This window comes from Corynebacterium sp. H78 (assembly GCF_037572275.1).
Taxonomy (GTDB): Bacteria; Actinomycetota; Actinomycetes; order Mycobacteriales; family Mycobacteriaceae; genus Corynebacterium.
In genome coordinates this window covers 132,053-154,655 of record NZ_JBBHKX010000003.1, presented here as the reverse complement: position 1 = coordinate 154,655, position 22,603 = coordinate 132,053, and the positions used below count along the sequence as shown (strand labels likewise).

Below are 22,603 nucleotides of genomic sequence, written 5' to 3'. Positions count from 1 at the left end.
CGCCGGAACGGTTCCGGCACATAAAACAATTGTGACACGTTTTCGACTGACGCGCTGTGGGCAATAACCCCAACTTGTTTCAGCAAACCTACCTACGTGTGCTTCGCTCCTCTACGCAGGCTGCTTCAAGGCGTAGTTAGCTGCAGCATCGCGAACATCGCGTACATACTTCTCGGACTGGTTGTAGGCGCGGATCGCCTCCGTCCAACCTTCAGGGGTAGACAGATCCCGGTCATTAGCGCACAGCAGCTTGGCTGACGTCGCGGCAGCATCTTCGATGTTGTGCGGGTCAAGGACCCCGTCCCCGGACGCGTCAACGCCATAACGATGCCAGGTCTCTGGAATGAACTGCAAAGGGCCTACTGCCCTGTCGAATTCCGTATCTCCATCGAGCACGCCACCATCCGTATCGACGACCTTCGCGAAACCGCCCTCGCCATCGAGAGGTGGCCCAACGATGCTTGGCCGGGCGACACCGTCCGCGTCGATACGCGCTGGATTGAGCCAATCGCCGGTGTAAGTACCGTGACGAGTTTCCACCTGTCCTAAACCAGCCAGAGTGCCCCACGACAGGTTGCACTGAGGATACGAATCGGTGGCAATCAACTCTGCATTGGCATACGCACGCAGGGCGACCAACGGAATACGAGTACTTTCACTGATTGGCTGCGCCCACTGTGTTAGCTGTTCAGCAGTTCGTCCCGGAGCATGCACGTCAATCTGCAACGGCTTCTCAGCGACTGCTGGCGGTACATCATCTGGAATTGGCTGCCGCGTAAAGGGAACATTGACGGGCCCCACAAACATGCTCGCCGCGCCAACGAGACCGATCACCAGCAAGACTGCGAGCGTCGTAAAGCCAAGGCAGCCGCAACCGCGCGATGAGCGCTGGGCGCGCGCGTCGCGTCGGGGTTGCTGGTAGCCATAGTTGGCATCGTGAGGCTCTGGGAACACGATTGACCATCCTACGGATATGGAGGCGAAAAGGGGAAAGCGCTGGGAGCATAACTGTGGACTCACAAGTAATTCTCAGCGCGAACTACGAAAGCGGCCCTTAAAGGACCGCTTTCCTAAAAACTTGATGAAGAAGTGGGGCTAGTAACGGTGCCGCCGGCGCCATGACCTGCCAACACCCAAGCACCTCAGAATTAGTTAACGGTGCCCCACAACTCCGCATCGCCAGAGTCCGTACCAAACTCCGGTCCGGTTTCCCGCGCCCGCAGCTCCGCCAAGAACGTGCGTGCCACGTAGCGAGTACGTGCCTCCGCTCCGGACTCCAATTCCAGACCAGGCGTTGGGCACATGAGCTCGACTGGAATTTCCGAATCTGGAATCCCCAAACCACGTGCCCGGCGGATCGTCTCCTCGGCCAACGCGAGTGCTGGCAACTGCTCCGCCGGATCCGACTTCGCGGTGCCACGACCAATCGCCCACGACTCTTCCTGCTTTGCGACGGGAACCATCTCGCCGTCTCGAACAGAACCGTCAAAGAGATAAGGCTGACGCGTGCGCATCTTCTCGACGAAAGCGTCTGCTACATCATTCAAATCAAAGTCTTCAGCGATTTCTGCATGGAACAGAACCTGCAGCAGAAGATCTGACAATTCACCACGAATGTCGCCACCTTCGTTGACAGCATCGACGAATTCGTAGGCTTCTTCAATGAGATACGGCAGCAGGCTAGCGTGGGTTTGGCTGGCTTCCCATTCTCCGGTCGCGCGGGCAGCAGCCATGACGTCAACTGCTTCTTCGACCCGTGGCAGCTTCGAATCTGCATACACGACTTCAGTGTTGGCAGTTCCGGCTCCCTCGGTCGCGGTTGCTGGGGATGGCTCAGCTAGCTGGGCGCTTTGACCTCCCTGGCCAGTATTGCCCGATCCTGCAGCTGCAAACATGCCACCAGGCAGACCTGCGCCTTCGAGTTCGTTGTCCTCTGTGTCCTCCGCGGCGCCTACCGCACCAGCTGCCGGCTGGCCTGACAGTGGAGGCATTGGCCCATCGGACACGAAGGCACGCGCAGCGGCCTCGTTCTCGATAGCCGCTGCCGGAAGCGGATCTGGGGCTTCATCAAGGCCAACTCGAATATGGCGGTCACCGGATTCAAGGCGTGCCAGGACTTCCTCGTTGTTGGGGTTAGTTGTTACCAATACCTCTGCGTCGGGGACAGAACGGCCGCCACCGTCGGCGATTGCCCACCGAACCCGAATGGGAACTTCTTCGGTGTAGCTCACGTCGCCAGTTAACAGGCTCGCCGCGTCCAGCGGAATAATCGTTGGAAACCGCGGGTCGAGCTCGATGACAGCCATGTAAATCCCTTTCCTAATTCAACGCCGGTTTAGCCGGACTGCTTTATGCCACCCGAGATATCCATCACGGGTATTCCTGCCATTCCGGTGAGGAAATCCGCAACCCACTGAACCAGGGCAATATCGCGCACAGGTTTTGCCCGCAATCCCCGGCCTTCCTTCGGCACCGCCACTGAGACAGTGCGTGTTGCGGCTCGGTATGTTGACTGCGGATGCAAACGCTTTAGGCGAACTTGCTTAGAATCAGCGAGTTCCATAGGCCCAATCTTAATGTGTTGACCCATCGCTTGAACTTCATGCACGCCGAATTCACGAGAAATAATTCGCAATCGTGAAATAACTGCCAGCCTTTGCACCTCTATTGGAGGTTGGCCATAACGATCGACGAGTTCTTCAAGGACAACGTCAATGTCTTCGAATTGCTGTGCCGACGCGAATTTGCGATAGGCCTCAAGCCGCAATCGTTCGGCGGAAACGTATTCCGCTGGAATATTCGCATCGACAGGAAGATCAATTCGAACCTCTTTTGGTTCCTGGTCAGATGCATCGACAGTGGTGCCATCTGCAACCGCTTTGAGCGCTTGTACGGCTTCACCAACCAGGCGGACATACATGTCGAAACCAACGCCGGCGATATGGCCAGACTGCTCGGCGCCCAACACATTTCCGGCTCCACGCATTTCCAGGTCCTTCATTGCGACGGCCATGCCCGCGCCGAGGTCGTTGTTTTGCGCGATCGTCGCTAAGCGATCGTAGGAAGTCTCGGTGAGCGTGTGATCCGCCGGATACAGGAAGTATGCGTACGCGCGCTCGCGTGAACGACCAACGCGACCACGGAGCTGGTGGAGCTGGCTGAGCCCCATATGGTGGGCATTTTCAACAATCAGGGTGTTCGCATTTGCGATGTCGAGGCCAGTTTCCACGATCGTCGTACAGACGAGCACATCGAATTCTCGGTTCCAGAAACCATTGACGGTGCGCTCCAACTGCTCTTCGCCCATCTGCCCATGCGCAACGACGACACGCGCCTCTGGCACCAAGTTTCGAATGTTCTGGGCAGCTTTGTCGATGGTGCTGACTTTGTTGTGGAGGTAGAAGACCTGGCCATCGCGGAGCAACTCTCGGCGAATCGCCGCCGCAATCTGCTTGTCAGACTGGGCACCAACGTAGGTCAACACTGGGTGCCGGTCTTCTGGCGGCGTAAGAATCTGACTCATTTCGCGAATACCTGCGATCGACATTTCCAGGGTTCGCGGAATTGGGGTTGCAGACATGGTCAAGACGTCAACGTGGTGACGAAGTGCCTTGATGTGCTCCTTGTGTTCCACACCAAAGCGCTGCTCCTCGTCCACGATGACTAGACCCAGGTTCTTCCAGGAAACACCGGTTTGCAGCAAACGGTGCGTGCCGATCACGATATCGACTGTGCCGTCCTTCAGGCCTTCCAGAACCTGCTTCGATTCCTTTGGCGTGGTGAAGCGCGACAACGCCTTAATCGTGACTGGGAAACCCTCCATACGTTCCGTGAACGTCGCAATGTGCTGCTGGGCAAGCAAAGTTGTCGGCACGAGTACTGCAACCTGACGGCCGTCTTGCACTGCCTTGAACGCAGCTCGGACAGCTACTTCGGTCTTGCCGTAACCCACGTCACCGATGAGCACCCGGTCCATCGGCACGGGCTTTTCCATGTCCGATTTGATCTCGTCGATGGCAGTGAGCTGGTCTTCCGTCTCCGTGAATGGGAAGTTGTCTTCCATTTCGTGTTGCCATGGAGAGTCCGGCGCGAAGGCGTGGCCCGGCGCGGCCTGCCGTTCTGCATATAGCTTCACCAGCTCTTCAGCGATTTCGCGAACAGCACCTCGCGCCTTGCGTTTGGTGGACTTCCAGTCAGAGCCACCCATCTTGGATAGGCTCGGCTTCTCGCCACCGACATATCGCGACAGCAGATCGAGGCTTTCCATCGGCACATACAGCTGATCGGCCGGACCGCCACGCTTGCTTGGCGCGTATTCAAGCACTACATATTCCCGTCGCGCCTGGTCATCGCCGGTACCGATGGTGCGTTCGGTCAACTTCACAAATCGACCTATGCCATGCGTATCGTGCACCACATAGTCGCCTGCCTGCAGAGCCAACGGATCCACTCGGTTGCGTCGCTTGGCTGGCTTGCGTCGTCCCGCACCAATATCGGCGACGCGGTTACCTGTCAGGTCCGACTCCGTAATAAGAGTCAGCGCCCCGCCCTTCATACGCGGGAATTCCAGACCACCATGCAGCACACCCTGGTAGACGGTTACGCGCGCTGGTTCTGGCTCCTCCGGGCCGGTGGCAACTCGACACGCAATTCCAGCTTCCCGGAACTTCTCTGCTTGACGACGAACTCCCGCCGGCGTCGCCGCCACATATGCGACGCGTTCGCCCGCCACGGTTGCTGCTCGGACTTTTGCCATCATGGCGCCGATTTCTTTGAGATCACCGCGTGGTTCCGGGCCTGGCTCGTAGGTCAGTGGCAACACGTCGTCTTCGCTGACTCCGGCCTCCAACATGCCTGGAGGCGAGAACGTCCAGCACGGTTCCATCCGCACGCTGTCGAGACTCCGGTATGCCGTCGCTTCCAACCCGTCGGTTGGAATAGGCGCGGAGCCACCCATCGCTGCGGTTTCCCACGCAGCGGCCATGAACTCTTCGCCAGTAGTGATGAGATCCGCAGCACGCGAACGAATACGCTCGGGCCCACACAACACGGTGTGCGTTCCATCGGGCATGAGTTCGGGCAGTGGGCGCATTGGGCGCTTGGTCAGCAGCGGAATGAGAGCTTCCATCCCATCGACCCACTGCCCTTCTCCAATGCGCGTCAGCATTTCTTGCACTCCACCGGAGCGCTGCGCTGCAAGTTTCTGTGCTTGCGTGACGACGTCATCGTCGAGAAGCAGTGCCCTACACGCAAAGACCTCGACTTCAGCGATGTCGACTTCGGCGATCGTGCGTTGATCGCCGACGGAGAAGGCGCGAATGTCGGTGACTTCATCGCCCCAGAACTCGACGCGAATAGGTAGTTCAGCTGTCGCAGGGAACATGTCGACGATGCCGCCACGGACGGCGAACTGACCACGGCGACCCACCATATCGACGTGCGAATAGCCATGTGCGACCAGCCGTTCTGGCAGGTTCTCGCAGTCAGTATCGACCTTGATCAGAATGGGGGCGGCGTTGGGATCATGGGTGTCGTCAAGAATCGGCTGCACCAGGGATCGCACCGCAGCGACCACAACACGAACCTGACCCGAGCGGACATGGTGCAAGACTTCACGACGTCGCGCTACTGTGTCCACCGCTGGCGACAACCGCTCATGTGGAAGCGTTTCCCACGAAGGAAAGTATGCGGCCTTGTGTCCCAACATGGAACGAAGTTCAGCAGCGAGGTCTTCTGCTTCACGACCAGTCGCGGTTACCGCGAGTACCGGAGCCTTAGCTGCCATCGCAGCAACGAGATGCGGACGGACGCGGTCAAGGCCGGAAAGCGCCAGGTCATCCTGCCCGATTCGAGTGAGCACTCCCGACAGCTGAGGATCAGTGCGTACGAGATGTGCAAGACCAGACAACGGTGCCACAGGTTGTGTGGTGGATCCTGGAGCGGAAGAAGACATGGGCTAAAGCTTAACGCGTGTGATCAGAGTGCGCTTTGAGCATCAGTGAGTTGCGTGGCTAGCCGTGAGAACTACCGCACTCCATGCGCTGGATCTGCCTCTTCGCCAGCACCCAAACGCGCACCCTGCGCTGCAATTGGGCCGTCAACTTCATCCAGCAGCTTTGGGTCTGACTCCATGCCAGCCAGGCCATTCCAACAGAGGTTCACGATATGAGCAGCGACTGTTTCCTTGTCCAGCTCAGCTAATTGATCCCTTCTCTCCATCCACCACTGCGCAGTCTGCGACACCATGCCGACAAGTGAGTTTGCGTAGAGCACTGCGAAACGACGGTCAAAGCCAGCGCGTTCAAACGCTGCACCAAGAATGGGGCTGACCGATTCTGTCGCATTGCCAAGCAACGTGGCATAGCCACCGCTCGCGCCCGGGTCGCGGGCGAGAATGGTGAAACCCTCTGGGTTTTCTTCAACGTAAGTCAGAATTGCCAGCACAGCCTGCTCGATGCGAACTCGCGATCGCCCCAAAGAAATGGCGCTGGTGATGGCATCTTCCAGGGCAGCCTTTTCTTCTTCAACGACTGCCTTGTACAGATTTTCTTTACTGCCGAAGTGTTCGTACACAACAGGCTTCGACACACCTGCAGCCGCCGCTATTTCTTCCATCGCCGCCGATTCCATGCCCCTGGCTGCAAAAACGGCACGGCCGATAGTTATCAGCTGTGCGCGACGCTGAAGCCGAGTCATCCGACGCCGAGTGGTGTTACTACCCATATTTGTGAGCCTAGCGGTTAGTCTTGGTATCGTGTTCCAGTGGCCTTCTGAAGGCCAGTCCCCCATGGTGTAATGGCAACACTCTGGTTTTTGGTACCAGCATTCTAGGTTCGAGTCCTGGTGGGGGAGCTTCCGAAGGGTTAGCGCTTTTGGCCCGCGGAGTCTGTGTTGCACCACAGTTGCAAGAGATGCACCCGATCTAGGAGTAGCAACGTATGACTGACGGTTCAGCCACCGCAGTAGTCATCTTGGCAGCAGGCCAAGGCACCCGTATGAAGTCCGCTACACCAAAGATGCTGCACGGCATCGGCGGTCGCACCATGTTGGAGCATGCTCTCTACGCTGCTCACGGACTCAATCCAGAACAGATTGCTGTGGTCGTTGGCCATCAGCGCGAAAAGGTCATCACCGCCATCGGCGAGTGGGTGGAAAAGTCCGGTCGCACCGAAGGCGTCGGCATCGCCCACCAAGACGAGCAGAACGGCACCGGCCACGCGGTACAGTGCGCATTCACCAATGCTGACCTGGCAGAGTTCGAAGGCACCATTTTGGTGACCACTTCGGATGTCCCGCTCCTCGACGCCGAAACTCTTCAGGCGCTCCTTACCGAGCACAACCGCAAGCCACGCGCTGCTGTCACCGTCCTCACCTCCACCGCGGACAACCCAACTGGCTACGGTCGCATCATCCGCAACTCTGACGGCGAAGTTCTGCGCATCGTGGAAGAAAAAGATGCTAACGACGACGAACGTCAGGTCACCGAAGTCAACTCCGGTGTCTACGCCTTTGATGCAGCAACACTTCGCGACGCACTGACAAAGCTCAACACTGACAACGCTCAGGGCGAGCTGTACTTGACCGATGTCATTGGCATCGCGCGTGAGGCGAACCGTTCCGTCCGCGGCCACCGCCTTTCGGACCCAATGGTTGTCGCTGGTGCCAATGACCGTGTCCAGCTGGCAGCTCTCGGCAAGGAACTGAACCGCCGCATCTGTGAAAAGCACATGCGCAATGGCGCTTCCATCATCGACCCTGCTTCCACGTGGATCGATGTTGACGTTGCTATCGAACGCGATGTCACCATCTACCCGGGAACACAGCTGTATGGAAAGACCGTCGTCAAGGAAGGCGCCGAGGTTGGCCCGGATACGACGCTGACCAACATGGTTATCGGTGAAGGTGCAACTGTCGTTCGCGCGCACGGTTCTGATTCGGAGATCGGCGCTAATGCGAATGTAGGACCGTTCACGTACATCCGCCCGAACACGAAGCTCGGCGAGGATGGCAAGCTGGGTGGCTTTGTGGAAACCAAGAATGCGCAGATCGGACGCGGTTCCAAGGTGCCACACCTCACCTACGTTGGCGATGCCGAAATTGGCGAACAGTCCAATATTGGCGCGTCGAGTGTCTTCGTCAATTACGACGGCGTGAACAAGCACCGCACCAAGATCGGTAATCATGTTCGTACCGGTTCGGACACGATGTTCATCGCACCAGTAGAGGTTGGCGATGGAGCGTACTCGGGAGCGGGTACTGTAATTAAAGACAATGTTCCTCCGGGAGCGCTTGCAGTCAGTGGTGGCCGTCAGCGCAACATTGAGGGATGGGTTGAGCAGAAGCGCCCGGGCACCCCGGCTGCCAATGCCGCCAAAGCAGCACAAGAGAAGAATGACCAGGAAGGCTAGAGCAGCTTATGACCGGCCAATGGATCGATAGTCAGAAGAACCTAATGCTTTTCTCCGGGCGCGCGCACCCGGAGTTGGGCGAGGCAGTCGCCAAGGAGCTGGGTGTCGAACTGACCCCAATGACCGCCCGCGACTTCGCGAACGGTGAGATTTTCGTTCGCTTCGAGGAGTCCGTACGTGGTTCCGATGCTTTCGTGCTGCAGGCTCACCCAGCGCCACTGAACAAGTGGCTGATGGAACAGCTCATCATGATTGACGCGCTGAAGCGTGGTTCGGCAAAGCGCATCACCGCAATTCTGCCGTTCTTCCCTTATGCACGTCAGGACAAGAAGCACCGTGGCCGCGAGCCTATCTCCGCTCGCCTGGTTGCAGATTTGCTGAAGGCAGCAGGCGCAGACCGCATCGTTTCGGTCGACCTGCACACCGATCAGATTCAGGGCTTCTTCGACGGTCCGGTCGATCACATGCATGCGATGCCAATCCTCGCTGATCACATCAAGACGAACTACACCCTGGAAAACCTGGTTGTGGTCTCCCCTGATGCTGGTCGTGTGAAGGCTTCCGAGAAGTGGGCGAACACCCTGGGCGATGTCCCAATGGCGTTCATTCACAAGACTCGTTCGGTCGATGTTGCAAACGAGATTGTTGCTAACCGCGTTGTTGGCGACGTTTCCGGCAAGACCTGCCTGCTTATCGACGACATGATCGACACTGGTGGAACTATCGCCGGTGCAGTCCAGGTTCTTCGTGAGGCTGGCGCGCAGGATGTCATCATCGCCACTACCCACGGTGTTTTCTCGGGCCCAGCTCGTGAACGCCTGTCTGCTTGTGGCGCGCGCGAGATCTTGACCACCGACACTCTGCCACAGAGCACCGAGGGCTGGGACAACCTGACTGTGCTGCCGATCGCTCCGCTGTTGGCTCAGACTATTCACGAGATCTTCGAGAACGGTTCTGTCACCACCTTGTTTGAGGGCCAGGCCTAGTTTCGACACTGCTGTAGTCGCTTCGTTCTACCGCCCCACACCGATGACATCTGATCGGTGTGGGGCTTTCTGTGTTTTGGGCTAGGGTACGTGACCTCGCCACGCGTGAAGGCTCAGATCATGCGTCTGCCATTTCCAGGCAGCATTTCCCGACGCTCAACGCCAAAGGTCAGTCCCTCAACCCCTGGGGCCCTTCCCTACCCGAGATTTCCTTTTCTGACCGCAGACCGGTAGCATCTTCCCGGTAAGTCTCGGCGAGGGTGGCCCTGATCGGCCCCGTTATCGACGCGACGCAGCAACCAGTAGCGAGATTGCTTGAGGGCAATCGTCGTGAAGCACTGTGTGAAGCACATAATGCACTGGACGCGGCACGTGCTCGACTCCCGGATAACGCAACCATTTACGTTTAGGAGTCCTCAGACTATGGCTAAGCCAAATATCGTGAAGCTTGAAGCTCGCAACCGCACCGAGTTCGGCAAGGGTGCCGCTCGCCGTGCACGTCGCGCAGGCGACATCCCAGTGGTTATCTACGGTGCAGACCTGGATGCCCCAATGCACGTTCTCGTTGATTCCATCGAGTTCCACGCAGTTCTGCGTAACTACGGCATCAACGCTGTCATCGACCTGGACGTTGAGGGCGAGTCCCAGCTGTCCATGGTTAAGGCAGTTGACCAGAACGCGCTGACCCTCGACGTTGACCACGCTGACCTGCTGGCTATTCACCGCGGCGAAAAGGTCGAGGTTGAGGTCCCAGTTGTTCACTCCGGTGAAGTTGCTCCAGGCGCACTGCTCATGCAGGACGCAGAGACCATCCTCGTTGTTGCACCAGTACTCTCCATTCCAGAAGAGATCGTCGTCGATCTCGAGGGCGCAGAGGTTGGCACCCAGGTTCACGCTGGTGGCGTCAAGCTGCCAGAAGGCCTCGAGCTTGCTGACGACGCTGAACTGCTCATCTTCAACGTTGTTGAGCCAGAGGAGCAGCCAGCTGAGGACGAAGAAACCGAAGAAGGCGAGGCAGCTGAGGGCGAAGCACCAGCAGCTGAGGGTGAAGAGTAATTCTTCGCTAGTCGCTTAGCACGCTAGTTGCGTGCTCTAGAAACGCGCCACTTCCCGATTGTCGGGTTGTGGCGCGTTTTGTGGTTTTCGGGGTCGTTTCTCATCAGTTCGCCTCAAAGACTCACTCCCGACTGGGTGTGCCAAGATGATAGGTATGAATTCGTCGCAAAGCTCAAACACGGATCCGATTTTGGTAGTTGGCCTTGGCAACCCTGGACCGAAATATGCGGACACTCGGCATAACGTCGGCCATATGGTGTTGGATGAGCTCGCGTCGCGGACGGTTCCGATGGCATCGACGTTTAGCGTGCACAAGCGATCAAATGCAGAGATTGTGCAGACCCGGTGGAGCAACCCGGATGGGTCGGAACGACAGGTCATTTTGGCTAAATGCCGGTGTTTTATGAATCTGTCGGGAGGTCCGATTGCGGCGCTGACGAAGTTCTTCAACGTCGCTCCGACGAATGTCATCGTTGTTCACGACGAACTTGATGTCGAGCCCGGCAGCATTCGTCTCAAGCGTGGCGGTGGCGAGGGCGGCCACAACGGATTGCGCTCCACCACGAAATCCCTGGGCACCAAAGATTACCTGCGCGTGCGCGTCGGTATCGGCCGCCCACCGGGCCGACAGGATCCGGCGGATTATGTGCTCCGCAGCTTTTCGACGACCGAACGCAAGGAACTGCCCTTCATTATTCAGGACGCTGCCGATGCCGTGGAGCTTATCGCCAAGCATGGTCTTGAGGTGGCGCAGAACCACGTGCATGGGAAATAGCTGAGGGCACTTCGAAGCCGAAAAGCTGCTCCCTCCCCAAATAATGGGAAAGGAGCAGCTTTCGCTATCCAACGCTGTCTAGCAACCGCCCTCCAACCGCCCTGCGGCTGCTGGGTGGCATCGCCGACAACCTCTTACAGCTCGTCGAGGTGCTTTCGCTTCGGGTACACGACTGGGCGTGCGCCTGCGATTTCCTCAACGATACGAATGACCTGGTTCGAGTAACCGAACTCGTTGTCGTACCAGACGTAAAGAACCAGCTGCTTGCCGTTGGCGATGGTAGCCAAACCATCGACGATGCCAGCGTGGGTGGAACCAACGAAGTCGGTCGAAACAACCTCTGGCGAGTGGATGTAGTTGATCTGCTGGCGCAGAACAGAACGCAGAGAAACGTCGCGCAGGTAGTCGTTGACTTCGTCGCGGGTGACGTCGTTCTCCATGGTCAGGTTCAGAACAGCCATCGAGACATCTGGGGTTGGTACGCGAATTGCGTTACCGGTCAGCTTGCCTTCGAACTCTGGCAGTGCCTTCGCAACAGCCTTTGCAGCACCCGTGGAGGTCAGCACCATGTTGAGGGTTGCTGCGCGACCACGACGATCACCCTTGTGGAAGTTGTCGATCAGGTTCTGGTCGTTGGTGAAGGAGTGAACCGTCTCGACGTGACCGTGGTTGACGCCCCACTTGTCGTTCAGAACCTTCAGCACTGGAGTAATGCCGTTGGTGGTACAAGAAGCAGCCGACAGAATCTTGTCGGAGTCTTCGATGTCCTTGTGGTTGATTCCGTAAACAATGTTCTTGATGTCGCCCTTGCCTGGAGCGGTCAGCAGAACGCGAGCAACACCCTTCGACTTCAAGTGCTGCGACAGACCATCGCGGTCACGCCATGCACCGGTGTTGTCAACGACGATTGCATTGTCGATGCCGTACTCGGTGTAGTCAATCGCCGATGGGTCACCAGCGTAAATCATCTGAATTGGGGTGCCGTTAGCCCAGATGATGTTCTTTTCCTTATCGACGGTGATCGTGCCGTCGAATGCGCCGTGTACGGAGTCACGGCGGAGCAGGGATGCACGCTTCTCAATGTCGATGTCCCCCTTGCTACGTACGACGATTGCGCGCAAGCGTGGACCGTTGAACAGTGCTTCACGAGACAGCAGGATGCGAGCCAACAGGCGGCCGATGCGGCCGAAACCGTACAGAACTACGTCCGTCTTTGGAGTGTCGTTGCCGGTGCCGATAACGTCTGCGAGCTCCTTGTTCAGGAACTCCTGCAGGTCGCCTCCCTGCTCTTCGTAGCGAGTCGCGAGGGTACCGAGGTCGATCGACGAGGTGCCCAAGTCCATCTCGACCAGTCGCTCGAGGATTGGCAGGGTCTGCGTCAGTGGCAGCTCCTGATCAATGATGCGGCGAGCGAATCGATGCGACTTCACAATGTCAATCTCGGTGACATTCTCCAGTCGACGACCGAAAATAGAGGTAACCACGTTCTTGTTACGACGGAGCTGACCGAGCAGCGGGATCATCTTCTCCGCAATCTCGATACGTTCGTTCCAGTCGTTGTGGTTATTCGAGGCCGACTCCGGCATTTGTCCTCCTGAGGATTCAGAATCAGATAATTCAGAACAAGGGAATCATGGGTAACCAAGCGTCAATTCGGCCCAACTATGCCGTGTAGGCAAAACTGTCTCGTGACTGTTTCGTGGCCTGTCAGCTGAGATTATGAGTCCACGTTCAAATTTACCTAGGAATTGCTTTCTCGTGTTCTCGAGCTAACCCAGGCGTAAGTTTCGGGGGTAATGATTATTAGACTGTGGCCTAAACTTGACAGCATGCATTCCGCACCTGCCGTCCCGCCCACAGATCCCTCTCCCGTTTCCTTGCCACGTCTGGTAGTCACCGATATGGATGGAACACTTCTCGACGGCGACGGCAACATTCCAGATTCCTTCTGGCCAACCATCTCTGAACTTTTGGATCGGGGCGTGTTCTTCGCTCCTGCATCGGGGCGACAGTTCGCTCGCTTGGCGACGCAGTTTGCCAGCATTTCCGACCGCATTTCCTTCATTTGCGAGAACGGCAATTTCGTCGTCCATCAAGGCAACGTGGTCTCTGCGACCGTCTTAACCCGCGATGCTGTTCGGGCCACGGCCACAGCGGTCAACGATTTCAATCTTCAGAGTGCCAATAACGATGAGCCAGTGCTTGGCCTCGTCGTGTGTGGACACAAGAGCGCATACATTGAGCGCTACCCCGCCACTGATCCAGCTACCACCGATCGGCTCACGTCCTTTTTCAACGAAGCGAACAAGTATTACGCCGAGCTAGCGCTCGTCGACGACCTGGAGACGGTATTGGCGAATGACAACGTCGTAAAGCTTGCTATTTATGCATTCGGTGATGTGGAAGATCTCGGTGTAGCACCGTTCCTGGGAGCTCGGGTAGCAGGTTTACGACCAGTGGTGTCGGGTGCACGGTGGGTGGACCTGATCGATCCGAAAGTGAACAAGGGCACAGCACTGCGCGATTTACAGGAAGCGCTCGGGGTTAGCCAAGAAGACACGGTCTGCTTCGTCGATTACCTGAATGACCTGGAACTTCTTGACTTTTCTGGGAAGTCCTACGCAATGGCAAATGCGCACCCCCTGATTGCCGAACGGGCAACGAACCACGCTCCAGCGAACACCCAGAATGGTGTAGTGACAATCCTGAGGCAATTCTTAGAGTCGTAGCCTAGGCGTATGTCACGGCCCGAAGAAGAGACCCCAGAAGCAACTCAAAAGGCAACGCCTGAAGCAACGACCGAAGGGCTGCCCAAAGCGAGGCCGAAGGCACGAACGATTGTCATCACAGGCGCAAGCGATGGCATTGGAAAGTCGGCAGCTTTCACTCTGCATGCTGCTCATCAGTACGATGACTCTCCCACCGAGCTAGTTCTCGTAGGTCGTAACCCAGAGAAAACCCGGTCTGTCGCACAGCAGATTAATGCGAAGTACTACACCGCTGATTTCTCTGACCTCAGTGAAGTTCGAGCTCTGGCGCAAACACTCAAAGACAACCATCCGCACATTGATGTCCTCGCGAACAACGCTGGCGGATACTTCGATGGCCCGCTGATCACGAAGGACGGCTACGAGCTCACATGGCAGGTGAACTACGCAGCGCCGTTCTTGCTGACAACTTTGCTTCTCGACAAACTGATCAGCGCCAACGCCACTGTCGTCAACACCTCGTCAGTAGCTGCCCAGTACCTGAGCCGATTCTCGTTTAAAGACACGCAATCGCTCAGTCGCTTCAGTTCCCGGCGCGCCTACGGAAACTCCAAGTTGGCGCAGGTGATGTTCACTCACGAGCTGCATCGACGCTTTCACAGCCAAGGTCTGAATGCGGTGGCATTTCATCCTGGAGTGATTGCCACAAACTTTGCGTCCGGCACTCGCGGGCTTCTCGCACTCGGTTATCATTCGCCGGCTCGCAAGGTAATGAGCGACGTCGCAAAGGGTGGTGAGAATTTGGCCTACTTCATCGATGGCACACCAGACATCGCGTGGAAGTCAGGGCTGTTCTACAACGACCGTCGCACTCCGGGAAAGATCCGCAAGATTGCGTACGACGATTCTTCAACGGAAAAGCTCTACGACATGACGGAACGCTACTTGCAACTGCGCGAACACTAGGGAGCTCAACGGTCCCTGTTGCTAGAGTTGGCCAAATTGGGATCGATCCTGGCCACCTACTACTCTTGTTGACCATGACCACCCTTGCCGAGGAAGCCACACGCCGCCGCACATTCGCTGTTATCGCCCACCCGGACGCTGGTAAATCCACGTTGACCGAAGCGCTGGCGCTGCACGCACACGTAATTTCCGAGGCAGGTGCTGTCCACGGCAAGGCCGGGCGTAAAGCAACCGTTTCTGACTGGATGGAAATGGAAAAGGATCGCGGTATTTCTATCGCATCGTCCGCGCTGCAGTTCGAGTATGCCCCGGAGGACCATGAGGGCGAGCCTTTCATGATCAACCTGGTGGATACCCCAGGTCACGCGGATTTCTCGGAGGATACCTACCGAGTTCTCACTGCTGTCGATGCTGCTGTCATGCTTGTCGACGGCGCGAAGGGCCTCGAACCCCAGACGTTGAAGCTGTTTAAAGTCTGTAAGGCAAATGGCATTCCTATTGTCACGGTGATTAACAAGTGGGACCGCCCCGGCAAGGCTCCACTCGAGCTCATGGACGAGATCTATGAGGAAATTGAGTTGCAGCCAACTCCCCTGTTCTGGCCAGTCGGCGACGCTGGTGACTTCCGTGGCTTGCTACACCGTGGCGAAGATGGCGAAGCAATCGAGTTCATTCGCTTCGAACGCACCGCTGGTGGATCCACCATCGCATCGGAAACGCACCTTACTCCTGACGAAGCTGCAGCTGAGCAGGGTGACGCGTGGGAAACCGCCGCGGAAGAGTCGGAGTTGCTATCCGCCGACGGCGCGGATCACGACCAGGAAATGTATCTCGCCGGCGATACCTCACCAGTGATTTTCGCCTCGGCCATGCTGAACTGGGGTGTCCACCAGATTCTGGATACTCTTTGCGAGCTTGCGCCGGCTCCTGCTGCTCGCGAATCTGACCCGAACGCAGTCGCTGCTGCGGCGGGATCTGGCCAGACGGCGATCGTCGAGAAGCGTGAGCCTACCGATCCGTTTGCTGGCGTCATTTTCAAGGTGCAGGCCGGAATGGACGCGCATCACCGAGACAAGTTGGCGTTTATGCGCGTTGTGTCTGGCGAGTTTGAACGTGGCATGCAGGTGACGCATGCGCAGTCGGGCCGTTCCTTCTCTACGAAGTACGCGTTGACGGTGTTTGGCCGTACCCGTTCGACGGTCGAGACTGCCTACCCTGGCGACATCGTGGGCCTCGTCAACGCTGGTTCTCTTGCCCCAGGCGACACTATCTACGCTGGCCCAAAGGTCCAGTTCAAGCCAATGCCCCAGTTCGCGCCGGAGCATTTCCGAACGCTGCGGGCGAAGAGCCTCGGCAAGTACAAGCAGTTCCGTAAGGCAATCGATCAGCTTGATGCCGAAGGCGTGGTCCAAATTCTGCGTAACGACGCTCGTGGTGACGCAGCACCCGTCATGGCTGCTGTCGGCCCGATGCAGTTCGAGGTCATGCAGGGTCGTATGGAAGTCGAATACAACGTGGAGACCGTCACGGATCCAATTCCATACTCAGTTGCGCGTCGTACTGACGAAAAGACAGCCCCAGAGTTGGCGAAGCAGCGTGGTGTAGAAATCTTCACTCGCTCCGACGGGGCTATCATCGCCTTGTTCGGTGACAAGTGGAAGCTGTCCTTCATTGAGAAGGAGCATCCAGAGTTCACCCTTGAAACACTGGTTGCCGACTAGCGTCGCGCTGGCACCGAGGAATCGTCTCGGAACAACTTTGGTGCCAGCCACAAGCTGACGTATACAAGCCCCACTAGTACGGGAACTTCGATCAGCGGGCCAATGGTTCCAGCCAGCGCTTGCATTGATGTTGCACCGAACGTGCCGACGGCGACTGCGATTGCCAACTCGAAGTTGTTGCCTGCAGCCGTGAACGCTACCGACGCAGATTTCGCGTAGTTAAGGCCGACTGCCTTGGACGCGAACAGAGCGACAACGAACATGATGACGAAGTAGCCCAACAGTGGCACAGCAGCACGGACGACGGTGCCCGGATTCTTGGTAATCGCTTCTCCCTGGAGGCTGAACAGGAGCACGATCGTGTACAGCAGACCGATCAGGGCTAGTGGCGAAATCTTTGGCAAGAATGTGCCCTCGTACCATTCTCGACCCTTGGTCTTCTCACCGATGATGCGGGATAGGGCTCCGGCAAGCAGTGGAATACCGAGGAACACGGCGACACTGCCGACGATGGACCAGAATGAGAAATTGGCGGAGGTCGTCGGCAAGCCAAGCCACCCTGGAAGAACTTGCAGGTAGAACCAACCAAGCACGCCATAGAGAAGTACTTGGAACACAGCATTGATGGCGACGAGGACGGCGGCAGTTTCACTGTCTCCGCAAGCGAGGTCGTTCCAAACCAGAACCATCGCGATGCAGCGTGCGAGACCGACAATGATCAAGCCAGTGCGCAGCTCGGGGCTATCGGGCAGGAATGTCCAGGCGAGAGCGAACATCAGAGCGGGGCCGATGAGCCAATTCAGCACAAGTGAAATGGCCATGAGTTTACGGTCAGCGGTGATTTCGGCAGTCTTGTCATAACGTACTTTTGCTAGTGGCGGATACATCATGACCAGCAGGCCGATGGCGATCGGGATCGAAATGCTACCGATCTCCATCGCACTGAGCGCATCATTGATCCCAGGCAAGAGTCGACCCAGCACAAGGCCTAGCCCCATCGCGAGGAGGATCCACACGGCGAGCCAACGATCGAGGAATGACATTTTCGAGGCGGCTGTGTCGTGCCGTTCGACACTGTGGTCAGCTGTCTTTTCAGCAGTGTTCATGGTGGTCAACTTACTCCATGTATCGATACTTGTCGATACATCTAAATGACCACGTGTTTTTCACCGGCGACGTACAGTAAAGACATGAATACCCACGACGATGAGACCTGCACGCGATCCGTAATAGTCCAGGACTCCGCTGCGATTACTCCCATCGTGGAGATCTTTAAGGCACTGGGGGATAAAACCCGCCTGCAACTCGCCCTCTACATTCATGCATCGGACGACGCGGTCTGCGCCTGCGCATTTCCAGAAGCCTTCAACATGAGCCAGTCGACCGTCTCGCATCATTTAGGAAAGCTTGTCGATGCCGGTGTCCTGAATCGAGAAAAGCGTGGCAAATGGAGCTTTTTCAGCATTGCCACGTCTTTTAATCCGGAGTTCCTGGAGCTCGTTCAACAGCAAGTTGAGAGATAACACCGAGCCCGCTCTAGCTCCGAAAACACCACTCCGAACACGGGCTCTCTACCTGCCTAGTCCTCCGGCAGTGGCGGCTCCTTGCGCAAATCCCGCGCCGTCGCCTTACGAACCTCCCTTGGCTCCTCATCCTTCTTGACGAATCCCGGAAAACCACTACCCGCGACGCCACTGGCACCAAAAATATTCGGAAGCTTCTCTAGAGCCTCGCGCCCAACGTCAATTGACCTGCGCAACACTTCACCGCCGGCTTCGCGCGTCTTCCCCAAGGCATCATTTGCCATATGTTCCGCTTTACGACGGAACTCTCGGCGCTTTTCGTCCCGCTGACGCTTCACCTCAGCAATATTGTTCTGGCGCTCGCGCTCCTTTTCGAATGCTTCAACATTCTTCGACTCTGCGTCGGAAAGCGCTTTCGACGACGCCGCGGCATCATCCCATGCCTCCTCCAAAGACTCGGCGAGGTACAGCATGGAATCAATGCGCTTTTCCACGTCGCGCAACTTCTCGCGGTAGCCCGCCTGAATGTCGAAACGACGCATGATTCGGCGCGCGCGACCAGCAGCTTCGCGCCACGCGGCAATAGGACCCTGCTGGATCGAATCGTCCACGATGAACCTCATCGCCCATGGGTCAACCTCGGGCGAGGCAAGCTTGTTGCGGACTCGCTCTTCACGGTCCAGCACTTCTTGCACGAGCATTCGCGCGCGCTCCTCTGCCTGAGAAGCACGATTAGTACGGGAGTTATCTGGTCGGAACGTCACGTGGCCTATCCTAATCAACTTCGGGTCGGGCTAGTCTATAACTATGATTACGCTGCCCGAGCTTCTGTCACCGATCGACCCCGAGGCACCACTACTTGTTGTTGCGGCTCAAGAGGAAGCTGAACATCTCGACAGCGATTGGCCTATCCTACTGACCGGCATCGGCCGCATTCGAGCTACTTTTGCGCTTACCGACGTTCTCGCCCGTGGGCCACTGCCCCGCGAAATTATCAACATTGGCACGGCAGGCGCGTTAAAGAACGTGTCTGGCGTACATCGTGTTGGCCATGTTGAGCTGCATGATTTCTCGCATTCGTCGATACGCAGAATCACCGGAGATACTGCATACCCACCGATTCAACTGAACGATGACGAGGACTGCCTACGGTTAGCTACCGGCGACGTCTTTTTGGAAGATCCGGCGATGCGTCGCAAGCTGGCGAAGCGGGCGGATCTCGTTGACATGGAGGGATACGCCATTGCGTGGGTGGCGCGCCGTTATGATGTGCCGGTTTCGCTCATCAAACTCGTGTCAGACTCCGCCGGCCGAGATGCCGGAAAACTGTGGGCAGATGGTGTCGAGGAATGTTCAAGGGTGATGTCTGATTTCTTGAGTCGCACCCAAGTAACAAATCCCCAAGACACAAACACGCCGTAAACAAGGTAGAGCACTGCGGATGGGTAATAGCCACCGGCGAAAAGCAGCGGCACGCCAACAATATCGACGGCAATCCAGATCAACCAGAATTCGTTGATTCCGCGCGCCATACCCCACGTTGCCAGCATCGATCCGATGAAGATCCACGCGTCAGCCCATGGACCCCACGAGCCCAACGCCTGGAAAACTTTGGCACACGCGATCGTTCCGACAACTGCGACGAGGAGTAACCCGATGCGCTCCTGCGTGGTCGCCCACCGTGGATCGACGGCTTCTCCGCTTACGTTCTGCGCGCTTGCGTTACGACGAGTCTGTCCCCACTTCCACCAGCCATACAGGCTGACAGCCATGAACATCACTTGTCGTCCTGCTTGCCCATAAAGGTCAAGGTTTTGCGGAGTATGGAAAACACCGCCGAGGAAGACAGTAAACAACAAAATGTTGCCGATGATGCCGATTGGCCATGCCCACACCATTCGTTTCATTCCGAAGTAGGCGGAACCGAGGCCGAAAACGTTGCCGATGATTTCCCTGATAAGGATCGGCGCGCCAGCGATAGTGACTTGTGCAGTCAAGAAATTGTGCATGAAAAAATCCACGAGAAAATCTCCTTCTCTTCCATCCGGACTATGACCGTCGGTTTTGGATTCCAACCAAATCTGCTGACCTTCCGTGCCCGGAAGCGCTCGCGGACTTATTTCACTGACCAACTGCAAGACTGCATGTTGGTACGACCACGCGATCGTAGATCGCTGGCCATGAACGTCACCGCCGGTGGGGAATTTCGCCCCGCCCTGAGAATGTGTGCTTTACGGTAGCACTCCTGCTGTGGACGCTGGGTACTTTTCGCGGGAATTGGCCACGACCAGTGAAACCATGAGCGCGATCTCGGCTGCCCCTGTAAAAACCGCCGACTACGTACACCAGCACACATATTAGGTATGTTGAATACGCATTTAAGGCGACTCAAGCTACTGTAGTAATCATGGGAAAAGTTGCAGCGAACCACTCAGGCACAAAGGCTTCTGACAACGAGCAACTTGGTAACAAGACACCCCACGCCCAAAGGCCACGCAAAAATAAGCCCCATACCAAGGCCTCCCCCACAAAACGTCGCACCAAGCGAGCCAAGGGTTGGGTGCCAGACCAGCACGGAGCCTGGTTCATGGTTACGGTGCCGGCTCTCACTGGCGTTCTACTGTCCCCGAGTTGGACTGCTGTTGCCGTATTGCTTACGTGGTGGTTCGGCTATTTCACCTTCTTCGCAGCAGGAATCTGGATTCGATCCCGCTTTCGCGACACTAACCGGCCTCCAGTGTTCGCATACGGAGCACTTACTGCCCTTGCCGGCATTGTGGCTCTCATCGCCGATTGGACCCTTATCCGCTGGATTCCAGCATTCTTACCACTGGTCGCCATAGCAGTGCACGAAGCGTGGAAGCGTCGCCCCCGTTCACTCCTTTCCGGAGTCTCAACGGTGATTGCGGCATGTCTGATGACGCCAGTTGTTGCGTCGGCAAGCAGCGGCGGCTTCGGACATCACGCAGCCTGGGTTGCGTTCGCCGTGTACGTGGCGTTCTTTGTAGGCACGGTCCCATACGTGAAAACCCTCATCCGCGAACGTGGCCATCGCAACTGGTTGATCGGCTCGGTGACCTATCACGTTGGAGTACTCATTGCCTCGATCATTGGAACGGCAATGGGGCTCGTCCACTGGTTTGCAATTGTCGTCGCGGTAGTTTTGGTCGCCCGGTCGTACCTTATGCCGTACACAGGCGAACGCCGCAACCAGCCATGGCGTCCGAAAACGGTCGGGCTTATCGAGGCAGTCATTACTGTCCTCGTGGTTGCGGCGGCATTGCTCTGACCGCCGTTGCTTTTGAGCAACGCGGCCACGCGCAGCACTACTTCAACGTTGCGCGAAGTGCTTCGACATCAACATCGGCGGTGGACTCAGGAACGAACGCAGCATTGCGATCCTTATCCACAAGCACTGCGCGGACACCTTCAACGAAGTTTGGATGACGACGCATGTACTCGCCCAGCTTCAGCTCATTGTCCAGAGCCTCGCGGACGGTGATATCGCCAGCGTTTGCAGCGTAAAGCTCCACTGCGGCAACGTTCGACAGAACCGCACCTGAAGACAGCAGCTTCTGGAACTCCTCCACGTGCTCCGGCGAGCACTCCTTTGCAGCATCTCCTGCACCACTGGCAGCATTTGCCAGCGCCGATTCCATCTCAGCCCAAGTATTGAACCCGAAGATCGCTTCGATGCATGGACGCATTGCCTTGATCTTGGACTCGCCAAGAATCTCTGCTGCCTCAGCGTCGCTCTTCGCGAACTTTGCCAGTGCTGCATCGATGCCCTCGGCGTCGAGAAGCTCCTGGAAATCCTCCAGATCACCGTGTGCAACGAAGTGCGTGCCCCACCCTGCGTACAACAGGTCAGCTGCATTCAGTCGGTAGCCGGTAAGGCCCGTGAAACGCGCGATAGCCTTTGAGGAATCGCCATCCTGCGTCTTCACATGCTGCGAGAAGTGAGTAATACCCACATCAGGAACGAAACCGATAGCAGTCTCCGGCATAGCTGCGCTTGCTCGCTCAGTGATAATGCGGTGGGTACCATGCAGCGACACACCCAGGCCACCGCCCATAGCAATGCCATCAATGATGGCTACGTACGGCTTCGACTCGCCAAACTCCGCGATACCGGCGTTCATGACGTACTCGTCGATGAAGAACTTCTCGCACTCATCGAACTGCTCATCGAGAATCTGCTGACGGATCGTACGCACATCGCCGCCTGCACAGAATGCCTTCGGGTGATCCGAATACAGGACAATCTGCTTCACGACGTCGTCGTCACGCCATTCGTTCATGGCGGACGTAATTTCGTGGACCATCTCCAGGTCCAAAGAGTTAAGCGCCTTCGGGCGGTTGAGGAGCAACCGTCCGGAGACGCCGGAAACCTGTGCCACGACAGAGGCGGACTGCTGTGAGTTATCAGAAATCTGAGTCATGCCTCACAGTGTTACACA

19 protein-coding genes, 1 tRNA gene, 1 pseudogene and 1 riboswitch are annotated in these 22,603 nt (G+C 57.0%); of the genes and pseudogenes, 12 read left to right on the top strand and 9 right to left on the bottom strand.

Going from position 1 to position 22,603, the window contains the following annotated elements; all coding sequences use genetic code 11:
* Positions 1-111: 111 nt before the first annotated feature.
* The 4 genes from WG934_RS07215 to WG934_RS07200 form a co-directional block, all read right to left on the bottom strand.
* Positions 112-954, bottom strand: coding sequence for a lytic transglycosylase domain-containing protein (locus WG934_RS07215; protein ID WP_445228217.1), 843 nt, complete (start codon positions 952-954; stop codon positions 112-114).
* Positions 955-1,148: 194 nt separating this feature from the next.
* Entirely contained in the window at positions 1,149-2,306 is a 1,158-nt protein-coding gene (locus WG934_RS07210) for a MazG nucleotide pyrophosphohydrolase domain-containing protein (RefSeq protein WP_339989445.1), read from the bottom strand.
* Positions 2,307-2,335: 29 nt separating this feature from the next.
* A complete protein-coding gene (mfd, locus tag WG934_RS07205) occupies positions 2,336-5,953 on the bottom strand; it encodes a transcription-repair coupling factor (protein ID WP_339989442.1) in 3,618 nt (1,205 codons plus the stop codon).
* Between the two features lie 71 nt (positions 5,954-6,024).
* Positions 6,025-6,723, bottom strand: a complete 699-nt coding sequence (locus WG934_RS07200; RefSeq protein WP_339989440.1) for a TetR/AcrR family transcriptional regulator — start codon at positions 6,721-6,723, stop codon at positions 6,025-6,027.
* 58 nt (positions 6,724-6,781) lie between these two features.
* On the opposite strand from WG934_RS07200, the gene WG934_RS07195 reads away from it, so the two are divergent.
* The 6 genes from WG934_RS07195 to pth all read left to right on the top strand — a co-directional run bounded on the left by WG934_RS07195 (position 6,782) and on the right by pth (position 11,225).
* A tRNA-Gln gene (locus WG934_RS07195) sits at positions 6,782-6,852 on the top strand.
* 86 nt (positions 6,853-6,938) lie between these two features.
* Positions 6,939-8,408 (top strand): bifunctional UDP-N-acetylglucosamine diphosphorylase/glucosamine-1-phosphate N-acetyltransferase GlmU, encoded by a 1,470-nt coding sequence (gene glmU, locus WG934_RS07190; protein ID WP_339979303.1) that lies wholly within the window; start codon positions 6,939-6,941, stop codon positions 8,406-8,408.
* A gap of 8 nt (positions 8,409-8,416) precedes the next feature.
* Positions 8,417-9,394, top strand: a complete 978-nt coding sequence (locus tag WG934_RS07185; RefSeq protein WP_339979300.1) for a ribose-phosphate diphosphokinase — start codon at positions 8,417-8,419, stop codon at positions 9,392-9,394.
* A 260-nt stretch (positions 9,395-9,654) separates the two neighbouring features.
* Positions 9,655-9,804: a hypothetical protein gene (locus WG934_RS07180; RefSeq protein WP_339989437.1), complete on the top strand. Its 150-nt coding sequence runs from the start codon at positions 9,655-9,657 to the stop codon at positions 9,802-9,804.
* A 13-nt stretch (positions 9,805-9,817) separates the two neighbouring features.
* Positions 9,818-10,450, top strand: coding sequence for a 50S ribosomal protein L25/general stress protein Ctc (locus tag WG934_RS07175; protein ID WP_339989435.1), 633 nt, complete (start codon positions 9,818-9,820; stop codon positions 10,448-10,450).
* Positions 10,451-10,604: 154 nt separating this feature from the next.
* Positions 10,605-11,225 (top strand): aminoacyl-tRNA hydrolase, encoded by a 621-nt coding sequence (gene pth / locus WG934_RS07170; protein ID WP_339989432.1) that lies wholly within the window; start codon positions 10,605-10,607, stop codon positions 11,223-11,225.
* A 134-nt stretch (positions 11,226-11,359) separates the two neighbouring features.
* Here the strand turns inward: pth and WG934_RS07165 are convergent, their stop codons facing one another.
* Entirely contained in the window at positions 11,360-12,811 is a 1,452-nt protein-coding gene (locus WG934_RS07165; protein WP_339989430.1) for a glyceraldehyde-3-phosphate dehydrogenase, read from the bottom strand.
* A 243-nt stretch (positions 12,812-13,054) separates the two neighbouring features.
* Here WG934_RS07165 and WG934_RS07160 point away from each other — a divergent pair, with 243 nt between their 5' ends.
* From WG934_RS07160 to WG934_RS07150, 3 genes are all read left to right on the top strand, one after another.
* A complete protein-coding gene (locus tag WG934_RS07160; protein ID WP_339989428.1) occupies positions 13,055-13,954 on the top strand; it encodes an HAD-IIB family hydrolase in 900 nt (299 codons plus the stop codon).
* A gap of 9 nt (positions 13,955-13,963) precedes the next feature.
* Positions 13,964-14,899, top strand: coding sequence for an SDR family NAD(P)-dependent oxidoreductase (locus WG934_RS07155; protein ID WP_339989425.1), 936 nt, complete (start codon positions 13,964-13,966; stop codon positions 14,897-14,899).
* A gap of 74 nt (positions 14,900-14,973) precedes the next feature.
* Positions 14,974-16,620, top strand: coding sequence for a peptide chain release factor 3 (locus tag WG934_RS07150; RefSeq protein ID WP_339979283.1), 1,647 nt, complete (start codon positions 14,974-14,976; stop codon positions 16,618-16,620).
* Here the strand turns inward: WG934_RS07150 and arsB are convergent.
* Positions 16,617-17,663, bottom strand: a complete 1,047-nt coding sequence (gene arsB / locus WG934_RS07145; protein WP_339979643.1) for an ACR3 family arsenite efflux transporter — start codon at positions 17,661-17,663, stop codon at positions 16,617-16,619. The genes WG934_RS07150 and arsB overlap by 4 nt on opposite strands.
* A 147-nt stretch (positions 17,664-17,810) precedes the next feature.
* On the opposite strand from arsB, the gene WG934_RS07140 reads away from it, so the two are divergent.
* The gene (locus tag WG934_RS07140; RefSeq protein ID WP_339989423.1) at positions 17,811-18,143 is read left to right on the top strand and encodes an ArsR/SmtB family transcription factor; all 333 of its coding nucleotides are present in this window, start codon (positions 17,811-17,813) and stop codon (positions 18,141-18,143) included.
* A gap of 56 nt (positions 18,144-18,199) precedes the next feature.
* Here WG934_RS07140 and WG934_RS07135 read toward each other — a convergent pair whose 3' ends face one another.
* Positions 18,200-18,907: a hypothetical protein gene (locus tag WG934_RS07135; RefSeq protein WP_339989420.1), complete on the bottom strand. Its 708-nt coding sequence runs from the start codon at positions 18,905-18,907 to the stop codon at positions 18,200-18,202.
* A 43-nt stretch (positions 18,908-18,950) separates the two neighbouring features.
* Here WG934_RS07135 and WG934_RS07130 point away from each other — a divergent pair.
* Positions 18,951-19,463: pseudogene (locus WG934_RS07130) on the top strand (nucleosidase); the annotation flags it as partial.
* Here the strand turns inward: WG934_RS07130 and pnuC are convergent.
* Positions 19,406-20,152, bottom strand: coding sequence for a nicotinamide riboside transporter PnuC (pnuC, locus tag WG934_RS07125; RefSeq protein ID WP_339989627.1), 747 nt, complete (start codon positions 20,150-20,152; stop codon positions 19,406-19,408). The pseudogene WG934_RS07130 and the gene pnuC sit on opposite strands and share 58 nt — an antisense overlap.
* Before the next feature lie 19 nt (positions 20,153-20,171).
* Positions 20,172-20,371: riboswitch (FMN riboswitch) on the bottom strand.
* Positions 20,372-20,550: 179 nt separating this feature from the next.
* On the opposite strand from pnuC, the gene WG934_RS07120 reads away from it, so the two are divergent.
* Positions 20,551-21,432: a YwiC-like family protein gene (locus WG934_RS07120; RefSeq protein WP_339989418.1), complete on the top strand. Its 882-nt coding sequence runs from the start codon at positions 20,551-20,553 to the stop codon at positions 21,430-21,432.
* A gap of 37 nt (positions 21,433-21,469) precedes the next feature.
* Here WG934_RS07120 and WG934_RS07115 read toward each other — a convergent pair whose 3' ends face one another.
* Entirely contained in the window at positions 21,470-22,585 is a 1,116-nt protein-coding gene (locus WG934_RS07115; protein ID WP_339979270.1) for an enoyl-CoA hydratase/isomerase family protein, read from the bottom strand.
* Positions 22,586-22,603: the final 18 nt, after the last annotated feature.